This is a genomic window from Cytophagales bacterium (assembly GCA_019456305.1).
Taxonomy (GTDB): domain Bacteria; phylum Bacteroidota; class Bacteroidia; order Cytophagales; family VRUD01; genus VRUD01.
Genome location: VRUD01000055.1, coordinates 6756 through 31101, shown reverse-complemented (window position 1 = coordinate 31101; position 24346 = coordinate 6756). Strand labels below are relative to the sequence as shown.

Here is a 24346-nt window from a genome sequence, read left to right as displayed (position 1 = left end):
ATCGCCCTCCCCCCGAATCGGTGAATCGGTGAATCGATGAATCGGTGACTTGCCTCCCCCGTTTCTCCGTTTCTCCGATTCCCCCTTTCTCCGTTTCTCCGTTTCTCCGTTTCTCCGTTTCAGAGGGACTTGGGGGTAGGGGGGGGCTGTTGTTATTTATATCATGGAGATGAAAATTGGATTTATCCTTAATATAGTCTTCCACAAGGGTCTTGGTATTATCTTCAGAGTGATCATTGCCAATTAAGACTTCAAATTTTTCTTTAGGCCAGGTTAAATGTTCAAGGGCGCTTAAACAATCAATAATATTATCCTGCTCATTACGGGCAGCGATCAGGATTGAAACGAAAGGGAATTTATGGATATTCATTGAAAAAGTTGGCAGTAAGCAGTAGGCAGTAGGCAATATTGCAGAGACGCCCAATTTGGGCGTCTCTAATATTGCCTACTGTCTACTGCCTACTGCTTACTGTTTTTTGTGGTGTGTTTGATGATAAAATAAACCTTTTGGTTGGGAGGCTTGGTACTGGGCGCAGGGCGTCCCGCGTAACTCGGGAGCGGTTCACCTCGCTCAAGCCCTGCCTGCCAATGCGAGGGCTTATACCTGGCAGGCAGGCCTTTTTTTCCGCCAACTGGCGAGGGTCATGCGCAATGTTTACCCCGTTAAATCTTTACCCCGTTGGATTATCTTATTATTCAACTCGGGGTCTTATCACCCTTACGGGTGACCACCCGTAAGGTGTGGTATTTAGTGTCTGTCTATAAAGTCGAATGTTTTAATATATTATAGTAAAAACATAACTTCGTAAGTTGATTAAAAAGTCGGTAGTCAGCAAATTTGCCGACTGCCGACTGCCAACTTAATGTTGAAACTTTGGATTTTCATTAACGAATATTTTTGACATTATAGACAAGCATTATTTAATGGGGCTCTATGCGCTTTTTTTGTTCAAGCTCTTCAACGCGTTTCAGCAGATCGGGTAAATTTTTGTAAATACTCATAGATTTTACGCATCGTTTACTATCAAAAGCAGGATAGCCCAGAATAGTAGTACCCTTGGCTTTGATGGATTTTGGCACCCCGGATTGTGCTCCAATTGACGTTTTTTCAGCAATTTCAATATGTCCTACAATCCCCACCTGCCCTCCGACCAGGCAATTTTTCCCTAATTTAGAGGATCCTGAAATGCCTGTTTGAGCTGCTATGGCGGTATTTTCACCTATTTCAACATTATGTGCAATTTGAATAAGGTTATCAAGCTTGCTGCCTTTGTGAATAATCGTAGAGCCCATCGTTGCACGATCAATCACAGTATTGGCTCCTATATCTACATTGTCTTCAATAATGACATTACCAACTTGGTGTATAGTTTTGTACTCACCATTAGTTTGAGGAGCAAAACCGAATCCATCACTGCCGATGACAGTACCTGAATGTATTGTACAATTTTTTCCGATTACAACATCTGAATATATTTTGGTGCCTGCATATATAATGGTATTATCACCGATGATCACATTATCACCTACAAACACCTGCGGATAAATTTTTACATTATCGCCAATTTTGGAATTATCACCAATATAAGAGAAAGCGCCCCTGTAACAATTTCTGCCAATGCCAGCAGTATCGCTGATATAAGAAGGATCTTCTACGCCTTTTTTTCTATAGCTGATGTATTTATGATACTCCTCAAGCAGGGTTGAAAAGCTTGAATAAGGGTCATCTACCAATACAAGCGTCATGTTCAGCTTCTTTTTGGGCACAAATTTCTTATCCATAATGATTGCACTTGCCTTGGTGTTATAGAGAAATTTCTCATATTTCATATTGGCAAGAAACGCAATACTCCCTTCGGATGCTTCTTCTATTTTGGCCAACCTGTTAATTATAGTGGTCTTGTTGCCGACAACCTTACCGCCTATCAAATCGGCTACCTTTTGTGTAGTTAACTCCATTACCTGTAATGATTTGGTTAAAAATTGCGCAAATATACATTATTAATATATTATAAATAATTTTTAATAAAAAATTTTGAATTTATTCTCTACAAGCGGTTAGGTTTATCGTCTTCTTCTTGCGTAACCGCTTGACGAATTATCCCGAGTACTCGGGAGGCATCGTAACCCTTACTGCTTTACGATTTTAGGATAACAGACGTAATATTTTTTAACAATTTTACTCATTGCTTTTATATTTGGCAGATCAGCAGCCTGCGCAACATCAACAATTTCACCATTTTTCATAAGAATATTAATTGTTTCACCCGCCTGCCTTAGTTTACCTTTATTTTTAAAAAATTTTCCTTCCTCAGAGGCGGACAGGCCTTTCGATATGTAGGCACTGTTGCTCAATGATCCATGAATAACGAAATAATTTATATCTTTATCGCTGACATCAAATTCTTTGCAAATTTTGCTTTGTATTGATTGCAGATGACTTTTAGTGCAAGGATGGTTTGTTAATTCTACTTTAAATAGTTTCCTTTCCAAAAGATTTTTGGAAATTGTTGATAATACATTATCCTCACTATTAACCCACAATTTTATCGCACTCCATATATCATGATCGTCAAGTAATGCAAACTGTTTTAGACAATTTGGATCTTGTTGAAAATCTACAACGCCTATATTTTGATTTAAGAAAAAACTCAGGGATGGGAGGAATGATGGAAGATGTTTGATGGAAGATGTTTGATGGAAGATGGATTTTGCTCTTTTTAAAATTGAGATCACCATTTGTTCGGTGCTGATCACGGTTTTGTGTAAATATACCTGCCAGTACATCAACCTTCTAGCATTTAAAAAGTTTTCAATACTATATATTCCTTTTTCTTCTACCACAAGTTCATCATTAACGAGGTTAAGCATCTTAATAATTCTCTCTTCACTGATGCTTCCTTCCGGAACGCCTGTATAATAACAATCTCTTTTAAGATAATCCAACCTGTCAATATCTAATTGGCTTGCCACTAATTGGTGGAAAAAGCGCCTTTCGTACTTATCATTAAAAATTTTTATTACAAGATCTAATTTTCCATTAAATTGCAGGTTAAAATAATTAATGAAAACAAGTGATATTTTTTCATGAGGTATATCCGTTAATATAGATGACTCAAGCGTATGCGATAGAGGTCCATGCCCAATGTCGTGTAATAGTATTGCTAATTGGGCGGCTTCATATTCCTGGTCTGATATTTCATGTCCTTTGCTCCTTAGTGAATCAAGCGCAAGACCCATTAAGTGCATTGCGCCAATGGCGTGGTGAAATCGTGTATGTAAGGCGCCTGGATATACAAACCCGGTCAAACCGAGTTGTTGAATTCTTCTTAACCGCTGAAAGAAAGGATGTTCTATGATCTCAAAGATCAATTTGCTTTTTATAGTAATAAAACCGTAAACAGGATCGTTGATGATCATTTTGGTTATTGTTTGGGTGGTTGGTTAGTATATCGTTTCACTAAAATAATAACAAATAAAAAATAATTACTATCCTCAATTATTCATAAAATCCCAATTTCAAAATCCCAACTTCAAAATAAATCCCAAGTTTAAAATCCCAATTTCAGAACACAAAGTTACGATTTTCTGCCACATGTTGATTTGTTTATGATGCTGCTTAGTATATTGATTATTTCCTCGGATTCCCCCGTAAATCGTATGGCTTTTTTTTTTGGATTTAGGTTTTGGGATTTATTTTAGATTTTGAGCTTTGGATTTGGGGTTTTATTTGTTTCATCTTAAAGTTTAGGAATAATATAGGTTAAATGTTGTCCTTTTTATGAAACGCTATATTAGTTACCCCGCACATATTTTTTTTTCACTTTATTATAAATTTATGTGCGGGGTAACTAATAATAACTAAAAATTTTAGTAACTTTAGAAATTAAATATTTTTAAAATGCAAAAGTACAATATTTTATGGGCAGATGATGAGATTGACCTGCTAAAACCTCATATTATTTTTTTGAATGAACGGGGATACGATATTACACCTGTTTATAGCGGCACTGATGCTATTGAACAATGTAATAACAATAATTTTGATATAGTCTTTTTGGATGAGAATATGCCTGGCTTAACCGGACTCGAAACACTTACAAAGATCAAATCATTTAAGCCGAATTTACCTGTTGTTATGATCACTAAGAGTGAGGAAGAATACATAATGGAAGAAGCTATTGGCGCCAAAATAGCTGATTATTTAATTAAACCGCTCAATCCCAACCAGATATTGCTTACTGTGAAGAAGATCCTGGATAATAAAAGACTTATTGCAGAAAAAACCAACCTGAACTACCAGCAGGATTTCAGCAGTATCAGCCTGGCATTTAATGAAATTACAAATTTTGAACAATGGTCAGATATTTATAAGAAACTTGTTTACTGGGAACTGGAAATAGATAATACCGAAGAAAAAAGCATGGCAGATGTTATCTATATGCAAAAAGAAGATGCAAATAAGAATTTTGTCCGCTTTATGATTAACAATTATGAGTCCTGGCTATCTCCCCCGGCCAGCCCTGCCAGCCCCCCTAAATCCCCCCACAGCCCTCCCCTAACTCCAAGCCAACTTGAATTGGAGAAACGGGGAATCGGAGAAACGGAGAAAGGGAAAACGAAGCGATTCACCGATTCACCCATTCACCCATTCACCGATTCAGGGGGACTTAGGGGGGCTGTGGATTTAGGAGGGGCTGGTATAAGTGCAGATATACCGTTGATGTCTCATCAATTAATGGGGCAGAAGATCTTTCCCTTAATAAATAATGAAGTCCCGGTTTTTTTTGTATTAATTGATAATTTACGCTATGACCAATGGAAAATATTAGAGCCAGTTGTTTCAGAGTATTTTATTGTTGAAAAAGAAGAAACATATTGCCCGATCCTGCCAACTACCACCGCTTATGCAAGAAATGCTATCTTTTCCGGTTTGTTACCTTTAGATATATCAAAGAGGTATCCTGATCTGTGGCTGGATGATGAAGATGAAGGAGGCAAGAATCTTAACGAAGAAGAATTTTTGGCTCGCCAATTAAAAAGCACGAATATGGAGAATATCAGGTTTTCGTATAATAAGATCACAAATCTCAATCGTGGTAAAGCATTGGTTGCCAGCGTTAACAACCTGATGACCTGCCCGCTCAATGTGATCGTTTTTAACTTTGTTGATATGCTCTCTCATGCTCGTACTGAAATGGAAATGATCCGCGAATTAGCACCAGATGAATCTGCTTACCGGTCAATTACAAAATCCTGGTTTAGTCATTCACCTTTGCTGGATGTTTTAAAGAAAATTTCAGAAAAGAAAGCTAAGCTGATTATCACAACAGATCATGGATCTATCCGTGTAAAAAAACCTTTTAAGATCGTTGGAGACAGAAATACAAATACCAATTTAAGGTATAAGCAGGGCAAAAATCTGGGCTATGACCCTAAGAATGTGTTAGTTGCAAAGAACCCCGAAAGATTTTATTTACCTCAAAGTCATGTTTCCACTTCTTATGTATTTGCTACTGAAGATCAATTTTTTGTGTATCCTAACAACTACAATTATTTTGTAAACTATTATAAGGATACATTCCAGCATGGGGGGATTTCTATGGAAGAGATGATTGTGCCACTTGTATTTTTGACTTCCAGGTGATTTATGGGCATTTTTATCATTGAGTCCACTCTAAAAAGTCTTTTTTGCCACAAAAGCACCAAAACACCCGCCTGCCATAGGCCTTTGGCGGGCAGGCAAAATTCCACCAAAAATTAACTGATTGATTTTCAGTCCCGCACATGCGGGATGGGATTTGGTGTTTTAGTGGCATTTTTATTTTTTTATTTGTTTTCTTTTATAACAGTTTGTCAATCTTCCAACGCATTATTAATAAAACTGCTTTTCAACATCATCCAACACAAGAAAAGTACGATGGCCCATTTGAGGTAAACCTGGTAAAAATCTTTTGTGTCTTTGAACCTTGTCTCCTTTATTTCGGCTTTTTCGTATTCATCTATATTGTCAAATACATTTTGTAAAGCATTTTTATTAGTAGCCCTGAAAAATTTACCTTCACCGATTTCAGCAATTTTACGGAGATTTCCTTCATCTAAATTTGACTCTATATACCGTGTTCTGCCAAAAAAATCTGTACCATAAGGAATTTTACCATCTCTACCTATCCCAATAGTATATATTTTGATATACCAGGCATGCGCCAATTCAGCGGCAGTGATCGGGTCAATATTTCCTGCTGTATTATCACCATCGCTTAATAATATTAACACCTTGGATTTTGTATCGGATTCCCGCATCCTGTTAGTTGCCACACCCAAAGCGCTGCCAATGGCTGTCCCGTCATTTTCTATCATCTTCAAGTTTATATCATCAATAAGTGAATACAAAAGTTGGTAATCTGTAGTAAGAGGCGCTAATGAATAAGCATCACCGGCAAAAACAACAATGCCAATCCTGTCCTGAAAACGCCCTGCAATAAACTTTCGTGCTACTTCCTTTGCTGCTTCCAGGCGATTGGGAGAGAAGTCTTTTAGATCCATAGATCCAGAAGCATCCAGCACAAGCATAATATCAATTCCTTCGGTCCATTGTTCCACCTGTTCATTGATCTTCTGGGGGCGTGCCAGGGCAATAAGAATTAATGCCAATACCATGGCAAATAAGATACCGGGTATAAATCTCAGCAAGTTTGCCAACGACCATTTGATATGGTCTTCAAATAAAGCGACATCCAACTTTTGCCTTGATTTGAAAATTACGATCAGGAGCCACCTCAACAGAAATAACAAAGGGATGAAAAATATCCAATACAGGTAATAAGGACTTTCCCACTGGAAATTTCTTAAAACAGAGGGATGAAACCAGGATAATGAAAACCAATTACCGATTTCTTCAGCTTGAAGGAACATTGTTTTAATAGCGAAATTATGACTCTATGCAAATATACGAATTTATACTAATGATGCCAATTCAACGCCAAACCGCACACGTAATATTATTCGTATATTTGTATCGAAGTGATTAGTATCAATTGACAAATAGGTTAATGGAAGAAAAAATAAAATTCACCCATAGTTTAGTAGTTCCCACATTTTTTGTGCTGCTACTATGGTTGATAAAATGCCTGGAATTTTTGTTTGAATTTGATTTGTTTTTTTTAGGGCTTTATCCGAGAAAGATTTTGGGATTGGCAGGTATTATTACCGCTCCCTTGATTCACGGCAGCTTCACACACTTACTTTCAAATACTTTTCCCTTAATAATTTTGGGAGGTGGTGCGCTTTATTTTTACAGAAAAATAGCTTACGAAGTATTTTTCTGGATATATATCCTGTCAGGTTTATGGGTATGGATGGCAGCACGTCCTGTATATCACATTGGAGCAAGTGGTTTGATATATGGATTTGCTTCTTTTTTATTTTTTAGCGGGGTTTTTCGCAGAGACAGGAGATCTATGGCTATATCGCTGCTTATTATTTTCATTTATGGTGGTATGATTTGGGGTATATTGCCATTGAGGGAAGGAATATCGTGGGAATCTCATTTGGCAGGTGGAATTGCAGGCATTTTATGTGCATTCTATTTCCGTAAAGTTGTGATACCAAGAGAATATGATTGGGAGGAGGAAGATGAAATAAGTGAAGAAGATGAAAGTGAAGACGAAAAGGAATTAAATGATCCCGATGAATCAGAACCGATGAAATTCAAATATATCTACTCACCTGATCAAAAAAGAAATGAAGAAGACAAGAAAGGAAGTAGCAGTGGCAGTTGACAATGACTATGACAATGATTTAATAATCAGGTTCTGGGTTCTTGGCACTTGGCTCTGGGTTCTGTATACAAATGCTACTTCATTAATTATTTGAATTTGTGCTGCGAGGTCACGAGTTCTGAATTCACCTCTCTTTATTATTTATTAATAGTACCCCTATCTCAGTGATCAATCTATCCACATCTTTTTTATCAGTGCCGTCATAATAGCCTCTTATCCTCTTTTCTTTGTCAACCAATACAAACCTTTGGCTGTGTATAAAATCAACAGGGCCAGTATCGCCTTCTTTGGCAGCGATGAAATATCCTTTCCTGGCAAGGTCATAAATCTCTTTTTTTCCGCCAGTAACAAAATGCCACTGGTCCGGATCGGCATTATATCTTGCTGCATAATCTCTCAATACCTCCACCGTATCATATTCAGGGTCTACAGTATGAGAGATAATTTTAATATCCGGGTTATCTGCAAAAACTTCAGCAACCCTTGTTAATTCAGAAGTCATAACAGGGCAGATACTTGGGCAGCGTGTAAAAAAGAAATCGGCAACGTATATTTTACCTTCAAGGTTTTTTTGAGTAACTATTTCTCCTGTTTGAGAAATTAAATTAAAATCGGGCACTGTGTGATATACGCTGTCAATCCTGGGATTACCGTTCACTAATACCGTATCAACCCCACGAGGATAATATATCCTAAGACTAAAATTATTTTCACCAAAAGCATGAAAAAAAAGATAAAATAAAACAGGCAAGAGTATCAGGATAAATAGCATCCCGAACTTAAAATAGGATCTCATTGATTAACTATAATTATTTTTTGTCAGATCAATATTTTTCTTTAAAATAATGGTATGCCATTATACTATCAGGTATAATTAGACATAAACCAATAAGAGTAGCAAATATAAATACTATCATTTTTTAAACTCCTTTTTTAATTTAATAATCAGGTCTTTGTCTACTGTCTACTGATTTTATCCTCCAAAAACCACTTTAAAAATGCTGTCTCCTTCAACCAGCAGAGCAACAAGCAGCCAGGCAATAAACAACATTGGAAGTACGATAGTCCAGCCCAGTTGTTTTACCTCGTGCCTGAGGTGCATAAATTCTCCTACGATGTAGAATGCTTTTACAAGGGTTAATATTACAAATAAGCCGACCTTTGGTACGGTGGATACATTCGTGTAAGCCCAGGCCACCTCTAACAAAGTAATAATTAATAATATCCAAAAGACCCTCCAGAGTCTTTTGATCGCAGTTTTATCGGCTTCTTTGGCTTGAGGTTGAGGCTGCGGTTGTGTTGCTGTTGCTTCCATAAATTTTTGAGTTTTGTTTTTTGTTTTTATTTGTAAATTAACCGATACTAATATATTTCACACAAAATTTATGCATAAAGCATACGGCAAAGAGCAAGCTCAACATCTACCTGACTTATGCTTGATGCACTATTATTTAGCATCGGTTTCTCTAGGATGCTTTTTGGTAAAAAAATGAAACAAGATACCAAAGATTATCATCCCTCCCAATAATATTATAACAGGTAATGCTTCTGTTAATGCTTTTATTAATACTTCCATGATTAAAAAAAAAATGTTTAAGATTTTTTATCTTGAGTCTCTTTACGGGGATATCTTCTGGTAAAAAAGAAAAACAAGACACCAAAAATAATAGTCCCTGTTAATAATATTATTGCTGCCATATTAATCCTCCTTTTTACGATTATATGCAATGATAGCAAATATTAGACACATTACCAAACTAATTATTGCTATTATTATTGCTATATAAAGGTTTTGTATTTTTGAAACGGCTCCATAAAATCCAACACCAAAACATATCTTAGCCAGATCAAAGTAAAAATTTCTCATTTGTTTATACCAAATAAAAAAATGTAAAAACAAAAACCCACACAAGATCCACAAAGTGCCAGTAAAGTCCTACCTTTTCTACCATTTCATAATTACCGAGCCGGTCATAAGTTCCCTGAACTATGTTGTAGTAAACTATAATATTGATCACAACGCCACTTAAAACATGCGAACCATGAAAACCAGTGATGAAGAAAAAGAAATCTGCAAATAAAGGCGGCCCGTAAGGATTAGAAGATAAAGAGGCATACACACCATCAATACCCATTATAAAGTGTGTCCACTCCCATGCCTGGCATGATAAAAAGGTAATTCCTCCCAATATAGTCCACAGCATCCATTTTTGGGCATCTTCTTTATGATTCCTGTGCCCTGCTTCTACTGCCAGGACCATCGTGATACTGCTCATAATAAGTATGAATGTCATCATTCCTACAAATGCTAACGGTAAAGAAATACCGTGAAAAAATGGAATAGCATCAAAGATCTGGTCGGGGAGCGGCCAATAATTTACAGATGGAATGAAATCCTTTAACACTCCTTCATAAGCATTGTAACTAAACCGTCCTATACCGTATGAAACTAATAGAGCCGAAAATGTAAAAGCATCAGAAAGCAGGAATAACCACATGAACAGTTTTCCAAAGCTTACCTTGAAAGGTGACATGCCGCCATCCCAAAGGCCATGTTTAGGATGTGCGATTGTTGTTGCTGTTGACATATTTGTATCTTTTAGTTATAACGGTTATTAGTTTCACCTGCTAATTAACAAAAAAACAAACAAATACAACCAAAGTCCATCTAAAAAATGCCAATAGGTTGCACACATTTCTATGCTAAGCATAGATTTGGAATGGACTTTATATTGAACAGACAAGATCAAAACTACGATTAGAAAAATAATACCTGTAATCAGATGAAATCCATGCACTCCGGTAAATACATACATAAACGAACCGGAAGGGTTTCCAACTAAATAGACCCCTATTTCAACCAGGTCCTGCCACCCGGCAAATTGACCGTAAAGAAAGCCCATTCCTAAAACGGTTGTAAAAATAAGAGAAATTTTCAGATCATTCAAATTATTTCTCTTTGCAGATAAATATGCCCAATGTATTGTTGCACTGCTCAATAATAAAACAACTGTATTGACCCAAAAAATACCTGGCAATTCAAACTGAAGCCAGTTACCTTCCAGCCGTCTGACAATATAGGCGCTGGTCAAACCGGCAAACAGCATTATAATACTCACCATAAAAAGCCATAAAACAAACTTTTTGGGATTTGTTGATAATGGTTTCTTCGCTTGTTTAATTGTTTCTGTTTGAAAATTCATAGGAGTATACTAATTTCCATCATAAAGCCTTATCCAAAACAAAAGCAATCTGCACAATTGGCAAATAGAAAAAAGAACCAAACATCATTTGCCGGGCCGCTTTTCCGGAACAGGTTTTCATAAGGTAAAATGTCTGCATTAAGAACAGCACACCGCAAATAACTACAATGATTGCAGATATGATACCGGTCATACCCAATGTGGCAGGCACCATGCTTAGCGGGATTAAAACCAAGGTATAGATCATGATCTGAAAAGCAGTGTTCAAATCCCTCTTTCCCCCGGCAGGCAATAACCTGAATCCTGCCCTCTTGTAATCATCATCCAATACCCAGGCGATTGCCCAAAAATGGGGAAACTGCCAGATAAATTGTATTCCGAATAAAATTATTGCCTCTATTTCAATTCCGCCTGTGATCGCTGCCCAGCCTATCATTGGCGGCAATGCTCCCGGGATAGCACCCACAAAAACAGAAAATGAAGTTATCCGTTTCAATGGTGTATATGCAAAAGCATATAATATCAAAGACAAAACTGATAGTACTGCACAAAGGGAATTTATATAAAAAAGTAAAAGAAATATCCCTGTAAATCCTATTATGACCATAAAAACGAGTGATTCTTTTATGGACAAGCGCCCGGACGGTAATGGTCTGTTGGCTGTTCTTTTCATCAGCTTATCAGAATCATGTTCCAATATCTGATTTATTATATTAGCAGCGCCTGTGATCAAAAAGCCGCCTGTTAAAAAGATGACAAAATGAGCCCAATCAACCGATCTGCCTGAACCTAACATATAACCCATTGCGGCTGAAAAAACTACAAGTGAGGACAATCTAAACTTCAAAAGTTGAAAAAAAGCCTTTATCCTACTAATTACGAATAAAAACGAATTACGAATTACGAATTCCTGCCTATTATGAATTATCTTTTGAATCATAAATATTGACTTTCTGAATAATTTAACATTAATAACATAAAAAACTGTATTCCAAATATTAATGTTCCCAGTAATAAATGAACCGGTTGCAAATATAGAGGAATATTAAAATATGCCATTACAATTCCGGTTATAATTTGAAGAAAAAGCCCCAATAGTAAATATCCTGATGACCGGATCAAAAATTTACCGGTGGGATAACTCTCATTTAATGTAGATTCTGCTTTTACATTTTTATTCAATATATATATGAGCAGAACATTAAACAGAAAAAGAACAATTGAGAAAGTTCTGTGAATATAGAACCACCTACCCAGGTTATCTATCCAGAGCTGCCGGTTAGTATAATCAAACGATGCAGCTACTGTATCTACATCCTGCCTTACCTGTGTACCCAACAAAATTTGAATAAATGTCAGCATCAATGCAATAAATAAAAGCAGCCTGAGATAGGGTATCCTGGTCAAATGCCGTGCACTAAATAAATTTTTTTGTGAACGGGTAATAACATAGATCAAAAGAGCTGTGATCACCAAAGCAATCCCCATGTGTATGGTTATCACCCAGGGGGAGAGATTTGTAGAAACGACCACACTCCCAATCCAGGCCTGGAATGCCACAAGAATAAATGTGAAGCCGCACAGGACAATAATTGTATTGTCAATCCTCAAAAACTTAAAGGAAAAGATGAAAGTTAGAAATATGAGCAGTCCTATTACCGTACCTATCAGCCTGTTGATATATTCTGTCCATGTTTTATATACATTAAATTTTAGGTAAGACATGTCATCCCGGGTATTTGGGATAGCATGTCGGGGACGGTAAATTTGCTGGTAGTTCGCAGGAAGCTGAGATTCATCGGTTGGCGGGACCCATCTTCCAAAGCACTTTGGCCAGTCAGGGCATCCCATACCGGCACCTGTACTGCGCACGATGCCGCCCACCAATATCAACAAGTAAACCGCAATGATGGTGATGACGCCAAGGTTTCGGAATGAACCGGATGCCGGATGCTTCATAATGGAAATTAGGTTTAATTCAAAAAATTATTTAAGTTTGTAATCAAAATATCACAAATCTAAAATTTAAAATCTAAAATAAAAAAATGTCTGTTAGCGCTACCGAGGTAACATCATCAGAATTAACTTCAGATAACCCGCTCCATCAACGGCTTCTTTTCCCATATAAAATAGCTAAAGATCATATATATGGAGATCTTTTGGAAATCGGCTGTGGGGATGGAAGGGGTGTGGAAGAGCTCTTGTCAATAGGACATGACACTGCCAGTTCGCAGGGTATAACCCCGCCAGTTAGCGAGGAAAAAGGGGTTGAGCATCCCGAAAATCTTCGGGAAGCACCAGGAGCTATGCGTTCCGTTATAAAAAGTTATACTGGTATTGATAAGAATAAAGATTTAATTAACGTTTTAAGTCAGCAGTATAAAGATGCTAAATTTGTTGCACAAAATATACCTCCATTAACTAATATTGAAGATAATAGCTTTGATAGCGTGATAAGCTTCCAGGTGATAGAGCATATAAAAAATGATGAATTGTATGTTGAAGAAATTTACAGGGCGCTTAAACCCAGGGGAAAAGCGATCATTACTACGCTCAATATCAACATGTCGATGACCAGGAATCCCTGGCATATACGGGAATACACTGAAGAAGGATTGCAAAACTTGTTTAAGAGCAGGTTCAACAAATTGGTTGTTAAAGGCGTTTACGGCAACGAAAAAGTGATGAATTACTATTACAAAAATAAAAAGACAGTTGCCCGATTCAAAAAATTTGATATTTTAAATTTGGAATACCTTCTGCCCCGCTTCATGTTACAAGTCCCCTACGATCTGCTCAATCGGTTAAACAGGCGGTTGCTGCTCAAAAAAAACAACAACCTGGTTACTGATATCAATTACACGGATTATTATCTTGATGGGGCATCTGAAAGTTGTTTGGATTTCTTTTGTGTGGTTGAGAAATAAAACAATAGACAATATACAGTAGACAATAGACAATGGACAATAAGACAATAAGACAATAGATTAATTGTTTTTTTTACGTGTATATTTTTCAGGATAATTTATCATATGATTTAACATTTTACCAATCTCGTGTTCTTTTTCAAACCAATCATTTTTAGTTTTTTCAGAAATATATTTACACGGTTAATTCTTTAAATTTAAACATAATATTCTATTATAACTTGATTGCAATTGTCTTGTTTATTGTCTATTTGTCTTTTGTCTATTGTCTACTGTCCTTTGTCTATTGTCCACTGCTTACTTCTTAAATTATCTGGCCGTACAATATTTAGGATACTTCTTACAATACGCTGTAAACCAATTTTCATACTTGGCTGCCTCTTCAGTTTTACCAGTCCTTTTCATACTTATAAATATCTGGTTGAGAACGAATAAATTGCCCCGGATCTTAATCTCGTTATTTATATTTTTTTTAGCATAATAGATCAACTCTTCGTTTGCACGTGTGCCCATGGTTTCTGCCAACTGAAACGCTATTGAATCTTCTCCAAGATTTAATAATAAAGGAATAAACTGTGAGGTATAAACGTCATAGGGTATTGATTCATCGGGCATCACTTCAAAGCATTTTAGTATTACTTCTCTGGCTTTATCAATTTTCCTTTCACTAATAAGTTGGGTGGCAAGACGGTAGAAACAGTTTCGTACATTGAGCGGAAATCTTCTATAGTTTTCATTATAAAAGACATCCTTGTTATCCAATCCTCTCCAGAAGTAGTTGTTCATCATATTTTCATACATAATATCTGAGTTGACACGTCCCTGCGCTGCGCCTTTTGTTTTAACCGGCAGCAACCTGTAAGCCAATCCCTCTAATTGAAAATAGGGATGAAGGTTTAAATAGCTTGAAGGCGCCAGCGTAGTGGAGAAATATATTGGCCGTTCCCAGTTATTGGTAGCGAGCATATCAAGGATGATCAGGTCTTTCTTTTCCAGGTTTCTTTTTTTAACATTCCATTGCATCTTATCTACTATGCTGCCTTCAAGCCCCTTGGGAACAATTCCTTTTTTAATAACCTCGTTTTTATCCACAGCCAGGATCATATTTTTTGAAGGATAATAGTTGACACTTTTTCCGGTTGACGTTCCAATCCTGATGGCATGATAATCTTCTTTAATTGCCTCAATGAAAAGCACTAAGTTCATAGCTTCATTGTATAGTTTGGCTTCTTCTTTGTATTGCAGCAGATTTTCCTTGTATATTAAAAGCTTTTCGCTATAATGTTGTGAATTTTGCTTATACTGTTCCAGGTCAGCAGTATACCTTGCCAGGTTGTCATTGTAAGATTTTAAATTTATCTTATCCTTTGCACCCGGATTATCAAAAAATTGAATATAATCATTGGTGCCCTGGATAAAGTTTTTATGTTCCAATGAAATTGGTAAGGGATCAGAATCATAAGCCTGTCTTTTCATCTGCCCTATATACCAGTCGGTATTTAGAAGACTCAAGTTACAAACCCGCACATCGGTTCTGAATCCCTCCACTTCCTGCACATACCAGACCGGGAAAGTGTCATTATCACCGCCTGTAAATAAAATGGCGTTTTTAGCGCAGGAATTAAGCAGGTTTTTGGCAGAGTCAACCGAAAGATATCTTTTTGCCCTGCTATGATCATCCCAGCCCACTGCTGCCATGATCAACGGTGCGGGTAAACATAGCAGGCAGGCTAAAACTGAACCGTTAAAATTATTTTTTAACGCTTTGCCCAAAGCATCACTTACCGACATTACCCCCAACCCTATCCAAATACAGAAAGTTATAAATGAGCCAGCAAAAATATAATCCCTTTCCCGGGGCTCAATAGGTGGAGAATTCAGATATAGCGTCAGCGCCATCCCTGTGAGGAAAAAAAGCAGGAGCACAATAAAGACGTCTTTTTTATTCTTTTTAAACTGGTAAAACAGACCTATTAATCCTAAAATTAAAGGAAGCATATAAAAATTGTTAATAGCCTTATTTTTAGCCAAATGGGCAGGCATGTCCTTACTACTGTCCCATGGCGCCCGCCAACCATCATTTTGCACGTCTCCATCTCTTCCTGAAAAGTTCCACAAAAAATACCGCCAGTACATGTGGCCTAACTGATACTTAAACAATACCGTCAAATTATCAGCCATGGTAGGTTTGGTTTTTCTGTCATATTGTCTTTGCGAGATTAACCCGGCTTTTAGTCTCTCATTTAAACTTCTCAGTTCTTCCCCCCTGGGCTTGTCCATTATTTCCCTGTATCTTTTTACGTGGTTCCCCTGCATACTATATGACCTGGGAAAAAGCGTTTGATGATCTTTATCCCAAAAATTTTTCAGTTTGTAATGATATATCTCATAACTTCCCTTTATCGTATCTTTTCTGTAAATCGGATCACCTTGCTTTTGATCTGTTAACTTTGCAGTGTAATAAGGGCCGTAGAGAAGCGGCCTTTCACCATATTGCTCTCTTTTTAGATAAGAAACAAATTTAATAATATTTTCAGGGTCGTTCTCGTCTAAAGGAGGATTGAAGTTTGAACGGATAAAGATGATAGCATAGGCAGAATAGCCGATCAAAATAAAGGTAAGACATAATAATGCGGTATTTAAAACACGTTTTTGCTCTCTTATAGAATAAACAATTCCGTAAACAAGCGCTCCTAAAAATAAAACACCAAAGATCAATATCCCTGTACCAAATGTAAAGCCAAAATTATTCACAAAGAATAATTCAAATTTTCCTGCAACAGATGGCAAGCCCTGAATTACTCCGATCATTATTGCAAACAATATCAGGAAGCTGATAATAAATGTTAGAATAATTCCTCTTTTTTTAGGGGTTTTGTATTTTTTAAAGTAAAAAACAAATGCCATGGCGGGAATGGTAACGAGGTTAAGCAGGTGCACCCCTATGGATAATCCCATCATAAAAGCGATCAGAACCAGCCACTTGTCAGAATCCTCTTTTTCAGCAATGGTCTCCCATTTGAAGATTGCCCAAACTACAAATGCTGTAAAGAACTGCGACATGGCGTAAACCTCTGCTTCAACGGCTGAAAACCAGAATGAATCGGCAAAAGTGCATGCCAGAGCGCCAACTACCCCGCTTCCAATTATGGATATAATTTGTGATCCAGAGTACCCGGGATTTTCTTCTGCTGTTTTATGAGATTCCTCCCCAGAGTTACCCGGGGTTGGAATAAGTTTTTTAGCCAACAGCGTGATAGTCCAAAACAAAAACAATATGGTAAAGGCGCTGAAAAGCGCGGAAGATATATTGATCCACCAGGCAACCTGGGTGACATCCCCGCCTGCAAGCATGGAGAACAATCGTCCAACAATTAAGAATACCGGGGCGCCTGGCGGATGCGGCACCATCAGCTTGAAGGCACAGGCAATAAATTCACCGCAATCCCAGAAGCTGGCAGTGGGTTCAACGGTAAGCACATAAACAGTGAAGGCGAATAAAAAAACTATCCAGCCGGTGATGGTATTGATTTTCCTGAAGTTAAGCATTTTGTAAAATAATTAGCTGTCATTACGAGTGCAGGGTTGAATACAAGCGATGGTGCGAACGAGGAATGACATATAATATTTATGGGGGCAAAATTAGAAAATTAAAACCGATTAATAATAAAAAAGAAACAAAAAAAAGGAAGCCGGATGATTTGACTTCCTTTATTTTATGATGGATGAATGTTAATTATTTATTTATTTACCTTTATTTTTAATCAAATAATAGACTCTGATCCAAATCCAAACAATTGAACTAGCCAGAAGAATAATCTCTAATATCAATGCAACATCAATTACTTCTACTACTGCAAGTACAACAAGAACCAACACTGCATCTAATATACCAGATCCTGAATTCATAACAAGAATTGTTTATAGATAATAATTATTTTAACAATACCAGCTTTTTAGTCTCTATCAATCCCATCTCTGTATAAATACTGCAGAAATACACACCCGGCTCCAATCCTGAAAAGTTGATCTTATAGCTTAAAGTGTTGTTCTTGTCTGAAAGGTCATAAGAAACGATCTCTTTACCAATCACGTTGTGAACCTTAAAGCTGTTTATTTTCTGCCCGCTTGATTTAATTTTAAGCGTAGTATATTCATAAAATGGGTTTGGGGAAATAGTTAACTGAAAATTATCTCTGTTAACATAGTTTATCCCCGTTGCAGATTGTACATCAATAACACCTTTCATGCCCAAAAGTACATGGTTAGCACAATAAAAGTTATCAATTCCCACAGTGTCAAATACAAACCAAGCCGGAGTTTTAAAACTATCAGTTGTACTTTTATTAAAAACAAGAGGGTGAAGCGTTCCGATGTCTGAAAAATAAACTGAATCACCAACCGTAATTACCAAACTATCCGGAACAAAAGTAAAGCCACTTGTTTTGATAGTGTCCTGTGCGTAACTTATAGTTGAACACAAAGTGATTGCAAAAAGTAAACCAACCTGTTTAACTATTTTGCTTAGTAATATTTTTTTCATGATCTCTAAGTATTTAAAAGTGAATAATTCTATAGGGCATCTCTAAAAACTACACCTTACATTCCCCTCTATCAAGAGGGGCAAGGGGTGTGTTTTAAAAAATATGTAGTTTTTAGAGATGCCCTACATTTAAAAGCTCAAATATAGTACCTCTTTTTTACAATCCCAAATAAAATTAGGAAAATTAATTTTTTTATACGTTTTTTGAGCCGGAATGTTATCATATCCAAATATATGAATATGTGTAGTATTAGAAAAACAAAAGATATTCTATTATTAGCGCTGTTGTTAGGATTTGTTGTTTTTATGACTGAACGTTGTACTTATGATAAGTTGCCGGAGCCAATATCTACAATAGTTTGTGATACCCTTGATACCTGTGGTGTTTTAAATGTGTGTGATACCATTTTTGTAAATTGTGACACTGTTTGTGATACACTTTTTTTTAAATGTAATACTTTAACAGTTTGTGACACCTTAGATTTCACTTATTTGGGAGATATAAAACCAATAGTTCAGACCAGTTGTTTAACAAGTGGTACAACAAACTGCCATAAATCCGGTGGAATTGGCGTTGGTGATTTTACAACCTATGCAGGCCTTAAAGAAAAGGTAGATAACGCAATAACTCAAACAGTAAAAGAAATGGTAGACAGCAAAACAATGCCGATTGGAGGTTCTTTAACAAATAATGAGATCTTAAAAATTGACTGCTGGATAGATGCAGGTGCACTAAATAACTAACTAAACTAATTTATTTTAATTATGAAAAAATCTGTTTTATTATCGCTTTTTATTGCTGCAATCCATTTCCTGCTTGCCGGGCTGGCAGGCCATTTAGCAGCACAAGACATATTTATCTCCAAAGACGGTAAAATATCTTTTTTTTCCAAAGCGCCTCTGGAAGATATCAATCCCTCATCAGATAAGTTAGCTTCCGTGCTAAATACCAAGACTAAAAAAATTATTTTTTCCGTAATCATTAAGACTTTGCATGACTTTAATGCAGCTTTACAGGAAGAGCATTTTAATGAAAAATACATGCATAGTGATAAGTATTCTAAGGCTACTTTCAAAGGTGAAATCCAGGATGATGTAAACCTGACTCAACCGGGCACATATAATGTAAAAGCAAAAGGGATCTTAGATATCCACGGTGTAGAGCAGGAACGCACGATTGATGGCGTGATAACTGTGGAAGAAGGCAAAATTAATCTCAAAGCAAAATTTAAAGTAGAGGTAGCCGACCATAAAGTGAAGATACCCAAGCTTGTATGGGAAAAGGTTGCAGAGGTCGTGGACGTGACCATTGATATTACTTATTTGCCTAAAGAGTAAGCGCATAGCGCATGGTATTCTCTGTTATGTCCTATGCTGTTATTGTTCTATTGTTCCATTGTTAAATGTCTAAATTTTTTATTGTCTATGATTCGCTTTATTTCATGGTTAAATGGTTATATAGTTAAATGGTTGTATTGCCTGCTGTTTATTGCCTATTGCCTACTGCCTATTGTCAATTGTTTTGCCCAGGATGAGTTAATGGACCTGCTCGAAGAAGATGAACCACAAACTTCTGAAAAAATAATTGCCACTTTCAAAACCACCCGGCTTATCAACGCACACACCATCGAAACAGTAGGGGCAAAGAACCTTGATTTCAGGATCACACACAGGTTTGGCAATGTTGGTGGCAGCTCAGGGGGGATCAATACCTTATATGGTTTTGATAATGCATCGGATATTCGCTTAGCGTTTGAATATGGCGTTACCGATAATCTTACTGTTGGAGCAGGAAGAAGCAAAGGTGGTTTTTTGGATGGATTTATCAAATATAAAGCCCTGCAGCAAACAACCAATAACAAAATACCGTTTGCAGTTACGTTGATGGTTAATACAGGTTTAAAAACAGTAGGTAAGGATGGAATTGCTGACTCATTGTTTAAATATGCGTATAGACATTCTTATGTTTTTGAAGCCATTTTCGCCCGAAAATTTTCTTCCAACTTTTCTTTTGAATTAATACCCCTGTTGGTCCATAGAAATATCGTTGCCTTTGATGATGAAAATGATCTTTTTGCGCTCGGAGCAGGATTAAGGTATAAGTTCACCCCAAGTATGGCAATCCTGCTGGATTACTTTTATACTTTTTCAGACATCAGAACCTCTGATTTAGGATATTATGCGCCTTTGGGGGTCAGCTTTGAAATTGAAACAGGCGGGCACGTTTTTCATATCACTTTCACCAATGTACCCACCATTGTAGAAAACCAATTCATACCGGACTCTCCTCATAACTGGCAAGATTGGGAATTCAAATTTGGGTTTAATATCTCCAGGGTATTTCAGTTTTAACGTATAGCGTTCAGCGCCCTACGCTATGCACTTACCTCGGCACCGTTTTATACAGCACCACCCCCACCATAGCAAAAATAAGATTCGGCATCCACACCGCTAATAAAGGGTGGAGTGAACCTGATTGTGCCAGGCTTCTGTTCATCACAACAAATATGATATAAATAAAGGCCAACAAGAAACCGAGCGCTATTCTAAAGCCAATCCCCTCCCTGGCTTTTTTTGCAGACATGATAACACCGATTATCGTGAGAATAATGATTGCAAAAGGGTAAGTAAATCGTTCATATCTTTCTATAAAGTAAACCTCAATGTTCTCAACCCCTTTTTCTTTGAGCTCATCAATATAGTCGTTCAATTCACCCAATGTTAATGTTTCATTTCTCTTCCAGGTACTTTTAAATTCTTCGGGCTTTAAATTGATCACAGTGTCTACCGGGCCTCCATAGGTAATCGTTTCGCTCATCCCGTCAAAAGTTCTCAAAGTGTATTTTTCAAGATGCCATGCTTTTTTGTGGTCTAACCACGTGATTTTATTGGTCTTCAGCTTTTCATACAGATTATTATCCCTAATGGTTTCCATGCAAAACTGGTATCCTGCATTGATCGTATTATTATAGCTTTCCATATATACATAAGTGCCGGGAGCGATCTTAATATGTATATTTCTGAGATCATAGTAGAAGGGATTTTTAATGTAAGCAATCTCAAATGCTACCCTGGTTTTGTTAGAATTCGGGATGACCCAGTTGGTGAGAAAGAAAATAACCAGGGCTATAAAGGACGACCCGATAATGTAAGGCATTAATATCCTCCTGAAACTCATGCCGCTGCTTATCATTGCAATGATTTCGGTATGTGATGCCAATTTAGCCGTAACAAATACCGCAGCAATAAACACGGTGATGGGACTTAACATATTGGCCAGGTAGGGAACAAAATTCAGATAATAATCAAAAAGAATCTCACCCAAAGGTACCTCGCCCCTAATAAAGTCTTCATTTTTTTCAGTATAGTCTATTACACATATTATTGCTACTAATATTGCTACAACAAAAATAAAAGCGCCTAAAAATTTTTTTAACAAATACCTGTCTAAAATATTCATTTATTGAGCTTAATTAGTGTCTGTCTATAAACTAAAATTATAAGAATAGCACCACGATTTATCGTGGTGATAATAATCAAAAAAATAAATTCTAAGTCCGTTTTAACGGACTTCAATAATTGGATATTCAAAGTGATTAAAGTCCGTTAAAACGGACTGAAAAATGGTGATATCGTTTTTTCACCCTGATAAATCAGGGTGCTATTCTTATGAAAAAGTGACTTTAGAGACAGACACTAATTAATCCTTTGTAAAATTACCACAAAATTTTATAAAAAAAATTTTTAGGTGTTAATTAATTATTTAACTTGCGTCCAAATTTTAACGATCAATTCTGTGAAAATTTTAAGGAAATTTAAAAAAAGAGTCTTCCCGATCCCAACGGGATTATTTTTATTCCTTATTCTTACCCCTTTGATAGTTTTTGCTGATGAAAAAGAAGAGCAGCAAGCTTTTAATCCCGGTGAAATGATCATGCACCACATTGCTGATGATTATTCATGGCACTTTGCTACGATAGGCAACACCCATATTACAATCCCACTTCCTGTCATTTTGTATTCAAATAGTGGACTGGATGTATTTTTATCAAGTAAATTCCAACATGAGCACGCCACTTATAAAGGCTATAGATTAGAAAAAGGACATATTATTAAGGAAGATGGAAAAAAGTTTTATGATATTTCAATTACTAAAAATGTTGCTTCTATGATGTTAAGCGCTTTGTTGCTTTGTTTGATATTTATGTCTGCTGCTAAAAGGTATAAAAAGAATAAAAATAAAGCGCCTAAAGGGCTTCAATCACTATTAGAACCAATAATAATTTTTGTCAGGGACGAAATAGCAATACCTATGTTGGGTAGTAAGCATCAAAAATATTTACCATATTTATTAACTGTTTTCTTTTTTATCTGGTTAAACAACTTGTTGGGCCTGCTGCCCGGTGCGGCTAACCTGACAGGCAATATTGCCGTTACTATGACACTTGCAGTAATTACTTTCGTGATTACCAATTTTAGTGGAAATAAGCATTATTGGGCCCATATTTTTATGCCTCCTGGCGTACCCGGATGGCTATGGCCGCTCATGGTTCTTGTTGAAATTGTGGGAATTTTTACCAAGCCATTTGCTTTGATGATACGGCTTTTTGCTAATATGACAGCAGGACACATGATCATACTAAGTATTATCAGTCTGATATTTATTTTTGGTCAAAATAATCCATGGGTAGGAGGAGCGGTGTCGGTTGTATCGGTTGCATTTTCGGTTTTTATGCTGTGTCTTGAATTGTTAGTAGCTACTTTACAGGCATATATTTTTACCATACTTTCATCGCTCTTTATCAGCGATGCTGTTGCAGAGCCGCATAAAAATAGTTAACCCCGAGTACTCGGGGGCAATTAACAATTTTACAATTAACATTTTAACAATCAACAAATTATGATCACTTTATTATCAACATTGTTTTTAGTTGCTGAGGGCATTGCCCTCATGGGTGCCGGCATAGGTGCAGGACTTGCAGCAATTGGCGCAGGCATAGGCATTGGACAGATTGGAGCAAGTGCTTTGCAATCTATTGCTCGTCAGCCGGAAGTAGCGGGTGATATCAGGGCAAATATGATCATTATGGCTGCTCTTGTAGAAGGAGTTGCGCTTTTTGGCGTTGTTACCTGTATCCTGATACTGTTCTTATAGGTTTTTAAGAAGGAAATAGGGAAATAGGAGTAAATTGGGAAATACGAGGAAATACCTTTATACCCTTACACCTTTATTTCCTCTATACCTTTGGCGCCATTTTACAAACGATATAAAAAAAATATTGAAAATTAACCTATGTTACAACCAGAACCCGGTCTGATCTTCTGGACGCTGCTTGTTTTTCTAATTGTTTTATTCCTGTTAACAAAGTTTGCGTGGAAGCCGATCATTAAAGCGCTGAAAGAGCGTGAAGATTCTATTGAGGAGTCTTTAAATTCTGCTGAAAAAGCCAGGGAAGAAATGGCAAAGTTAAAAGCAGAAAATGAAAAACTGCTTGCTGAAGCAATCGTTGAGCGGGATAAGATGTTTAAAGAGGCAAGGGAAGCTTCTTCAAGAATTATTGATGAAGCTAAAGAAAAAGCATCACAGGAAGGTGCAAAGCTCATTGAAAACGCAAAAGAGGTGATAAATAATGAGAAACAAGCGGCTCTTGCTGAAGTTAAAAACCAGGTAGCTTCTTTATCAATTCAGATTGCAGAAAAGCTACTGAGAAAGAAGCTATCAGATATAGAAGACCAAAAGGAATTGATAAAAGAGCTTATTGATGAAGTTAGTATAAACTAAAATGACTGTAAACTATGACTATGACCATAGACAATGACCATAGACAATGACCATAGACAATGACCATAGACAATGACCATAGACAATGACCATAGACAATGACCATAGAC

22 protein-coding genes are annotated in these 24346 nt (G+C 36.7%); 9 read left to right on the top strand and 13 right to left on the bottom strand.

The genetic code is table 11. The features are described 5' to 3' along the window. From FVQ77_12085 to FVQ77_12075, 3 genes are all read right to left on the bottom strand, one after another. On the bottom strand, nucleotides 1-370 hold a 370-nt coding region (locus FVQ77_12085; protein MBW8051052.1), incomplete at its 3' end, for a glycosyltransferase. A 551-nt stretch (nucleotides 371-921) separates the two neighbouring features. Then, entirely contained in the window at nucleotides 922-1959 is a 1038-nt protein-coding gene (lpxD, locus tag FVQ77_12080; GenBank protein MBW8051051.1) for a UDP-3-O-(3-hydroxymyristoyl)glucosamine N-acyltransferase, read from the bottom strand. Between the two features lie 171 nt (nucleotides 1960-2130). Next, nucleotides 2131-3420 (bottom strand): HD domain-containing protein, encoded by a 1290-nt coding sequence (locus FVQ77_12075; protein ID MBW8051050.1) that lies wholly within the window; start codon nucleotides 3418-3420, stop codon nucleotides 2131-2133. A 1003-nt stretch (nucleotides 3421-4423) separates the two neighbouring features. On the opposite strand from FVQ77_12075, the gene FVQ77_12070 reads away from it, so the two are divergent. Then, nucleotides 4424-5647, top strand: coding sequence for a PglZ domain-containing protein (locus FVQ77_12070; GenBank protein MBW8051049.1), 1224 nt, complete (start codon nucleotides 4424-4426; stop codon nucleotides 5645-5647). Nucleotides 5648-5856: 209 nt separating this feature from the next. Here the strand turns inward: FVQ77_12070 and FVQ77_12065 are convergent, their stop codons facing one another. Then, nucleotides 5857-6915, bottom strand: a complete 1059-nt coding sequence (locus FVQ77_12065; GenBank protein MBW8051048.1) for a VWA domain-containing protein — start codon at nucleotides 6913-6915, stop codon at nucleotides 5857-5859. A 137-nt stretch (nucleotides 6916-7052) separates the two neighbouring features. Here FVQ77_12065 and FVQ77_12060 point away from each other — a divergent pair, with 137 nt between their 5' ends. Next, nucleotides 7053-7781 carry a rhomboid family intramembrane serine protease gene (locus FVQ77_12060; protein MBW8051047.1) on the top strand — a complete coding sequence of 243 codons (729 nt, stop codon included), beginning with the start codon at nucleotides 7053-7055 and terminating at the stop codon, nucleotides 7779-7781. Nucleotides 7782-7905: 124 nt separating this feature from the next. Here the strand turns inward: FVQ77_12060 and FVQ77_12055 are convergent, their stop codons facing one another. The 6 genes from FVQ77_12055 to FVQ77_12030 form a co-directional block, all read right to left on the bottom strand. Further along, nucleotides 7906-8577: an SCO family protein gene (locus FVQ77_12055; GenBank protein MBW8051046.1), complete on the bottom strand. Its 672-nt coding sequence runs from the start codon at nucleotides 8575-8577 to the stop codon at nucleotides 7906-7908. Between the two features lie 177 nt (nucleotides 8578-8754). Then, a complete protein-coding gene (locus tag FVQ77_12050) occupies nucleotides 8755-9096 on the bottom strand; it encodes a cytochrome C oxidase subunit IV family protein (protein MBW8051045.1) in 342 nt (113 codons plus the stop codon). 556 nt (nucleotides 9097-9652) lie between these two features. Further along, nucleotides 9653-10369, bottom strand: a complete 717-nt coding sequence (locus FVQ77_12045; GenBank protein MBW8051044.1) for a cytochrome oxidase subunit III — start codon at nucleotides 10367-10369, stop codon at nucleotides 9653-9655. Nucleotides 10370-10402: 33 nt separating this feature from the next. After that, nucleotides 10403-10984, bottom strand: coding sequence for a cytochrome oxidase subunit III (locus FVQ77_12040; protein MBW8051043.1), 582 nt, complete (start codon nucleotides 10982-10984; stop codon nucleotides 10403-10405). Nucleotides 10985-11003: 19 nt separating this feature from the next. Next, on the bottom strand, nucleotides 11004-11924 hold the full coding sequence (gene cyoE / locus FVQ77_12035; GenBank protein ID MBW8051042.1) for a protoheme IX farnesyltransferase: 921 nt from the start codon (nucleotides 11922-11924) through the stop codon (nucleotides 11004-11006). Further along, nucleotides 11921-12943 carry a heme A synthase gene (locus tag FVQ77_12030; protein ID MBW8051041.1) on the bottom strand — a complete coding sequence of 341 codons (1023 nt, stop codon included), beginning with the start codon at nucleotides 12941-12943 and terminating at the stop codon, nucleotides 11921-11923. Before FVQ77_12030 ends, cyoE begins: the two co-directional genes overlap by 4 nt. Before the next feature lie 86 nt (nucleotides 12944-13029). On the opposite strand from FVQ77_12030, the gene FVQ77_12025 reads away from it, so the two are divergent. Continuing rightward, nucleotides 13030-13911, top strand: a complete 882-nt coding sequence (locus FVQ77_12025; GenBank protein MBW8051040.1) for a class I SAM-dependent methyltransferase — start codon at nucleotides 13030-13032, stop codon at nucleotides 13909-13911. Nucleotides 13912-14220: 309 nt separating this feature from the next. Here FVQ77_12025 and FVQ77_12020 read toward each other — a convergent pair whose 3' ends face one another. Continuing rightward, nucleotides 14221-17460, bottom strand: a complete 3240-nt coding sequence (locus FVQ77_12020) for a DUF2723 domain-containing protein (protein ID MBW8051039.1) — start codon at nucleotides 17458-17460, stop codon at nucleotides 14221-14223. 385 nt (nucleotides 17461-17845) lie between these two features. Beyond that, the gene (locus FVQ77_12015) at nucleotides 17846-18454 is read right to left on the bottom strand and encodes a T9SS type A sorting domain-containing protein (protein ID MBW8051038.1); all 609 of its coding nucleotides are present in this window, start codon (nucleotides 18452-18454) and stop codon (nucleotides 17846-17848) included. Nucleotides 18455-18694: 240 nt separating this feature from the next. On the opposite strand from FVQ77_12015, the gene FVQ77_12010 reads away from it, so the two are divergent. The 3 genes from FVQ77_12010 (at nucleotide 18695) to FVQ77_12000 (ending at nucleotide 20806) form a co-directional block, all read left to right on the top strand. Further along, complete coding sequence (locus tag FVQ77_12010; GenBank protein ID MBW8051037.1) at nucleotides 18695-19198, top strand: hypothetical protein; 504 nt, start codon at nucleotides 18695-18697, stop codon at nucleotides 19196-19198. Nucleotides 19199-19219: 21 nt separating this feature from the next. Beyond that, on the top strand, nucleotides 19220-19792 hold the full coding sequence (locus FVQ77_12005; protein ID MBW8051036.1) for a YceI family protein: 573 nt from the start codon (nucleotides 19220-19222) through the stop codon (nucleotides 19790-19792). Between the two features lie 87 nt (nucleotides 19793-19879). Next, entirely contained in the window at nucleotides 19880-20806 is a 927-nt protein-coding gene (locus FVQ77_12000; GenBank protein ID MBW8051035.1) for a hypothetical protein, read from the top strand. A gap of 31 nt (nucleotides 20807-20837) precedes the next feature. Here the strand turns inward: FVQ77_12000 and FVQ77_11995 are convergent, their stop codons facing one another. Next, a complete protein-coding gene (locus FVQ77_11995; GenBank protein MBW8051034.1) occupies nucleotides 20838-21914 on the bottom strand; it encodes a YjgP/YjgQ family permease in 1077 nt (358 codons plus the stop codon). Nucleotides 21915-22382: 468 nt separating this feature from the next. On the opposite strand from FVQ77_11995, the gene atpB reads away from it, so the two are divergent. The 3 genes from atpB to FVQ77_11980 all read left to right on the top strand — a co-directional run bounded on the left by atpB (nucleotide 22383) and on the right by FVQ77_11980 (nucleotide 24236). After that, complete coding sequence (atpB, locus tag FVQ77_11990) at nucleotides 22383-23294, top strand: F0F1 ATP synthase subunit A (protein MBW8051033.1); 912 nt, start codon at nucleotides 22383-22385, stop codon at nucleotides 23292-23294. Between the two features lie 60 nt (nucleotides 23295-23354). Then, nucleotides 23355-23609: an ATP synthase F0 subunit C gene (gene atpE, locus FVQ77_11985; GenBank protein ID MBW8051032.1), complete on the top strand. Its 255-nt coding sequence runs from the start codon at nucleotides 23355-23357 to the stop codon at nucleotides 23607-23609. A 138-nt stretch (nucleotides 23610-23747) separates the two neighbouring features. Beyond that, nucleotides 23748-24236, top strand: coding sequence for a F0F1 ATP synthase subunit B (locus FVQ77_11980; protein MBW8051031.1), 489 nt, complete (start codon nucleotides 23748-23750; stop codon nucleotides 24234-24236). The last annotated feature ends 110 nt before the right edge of the window (nucleotides 24237-24346 follow it).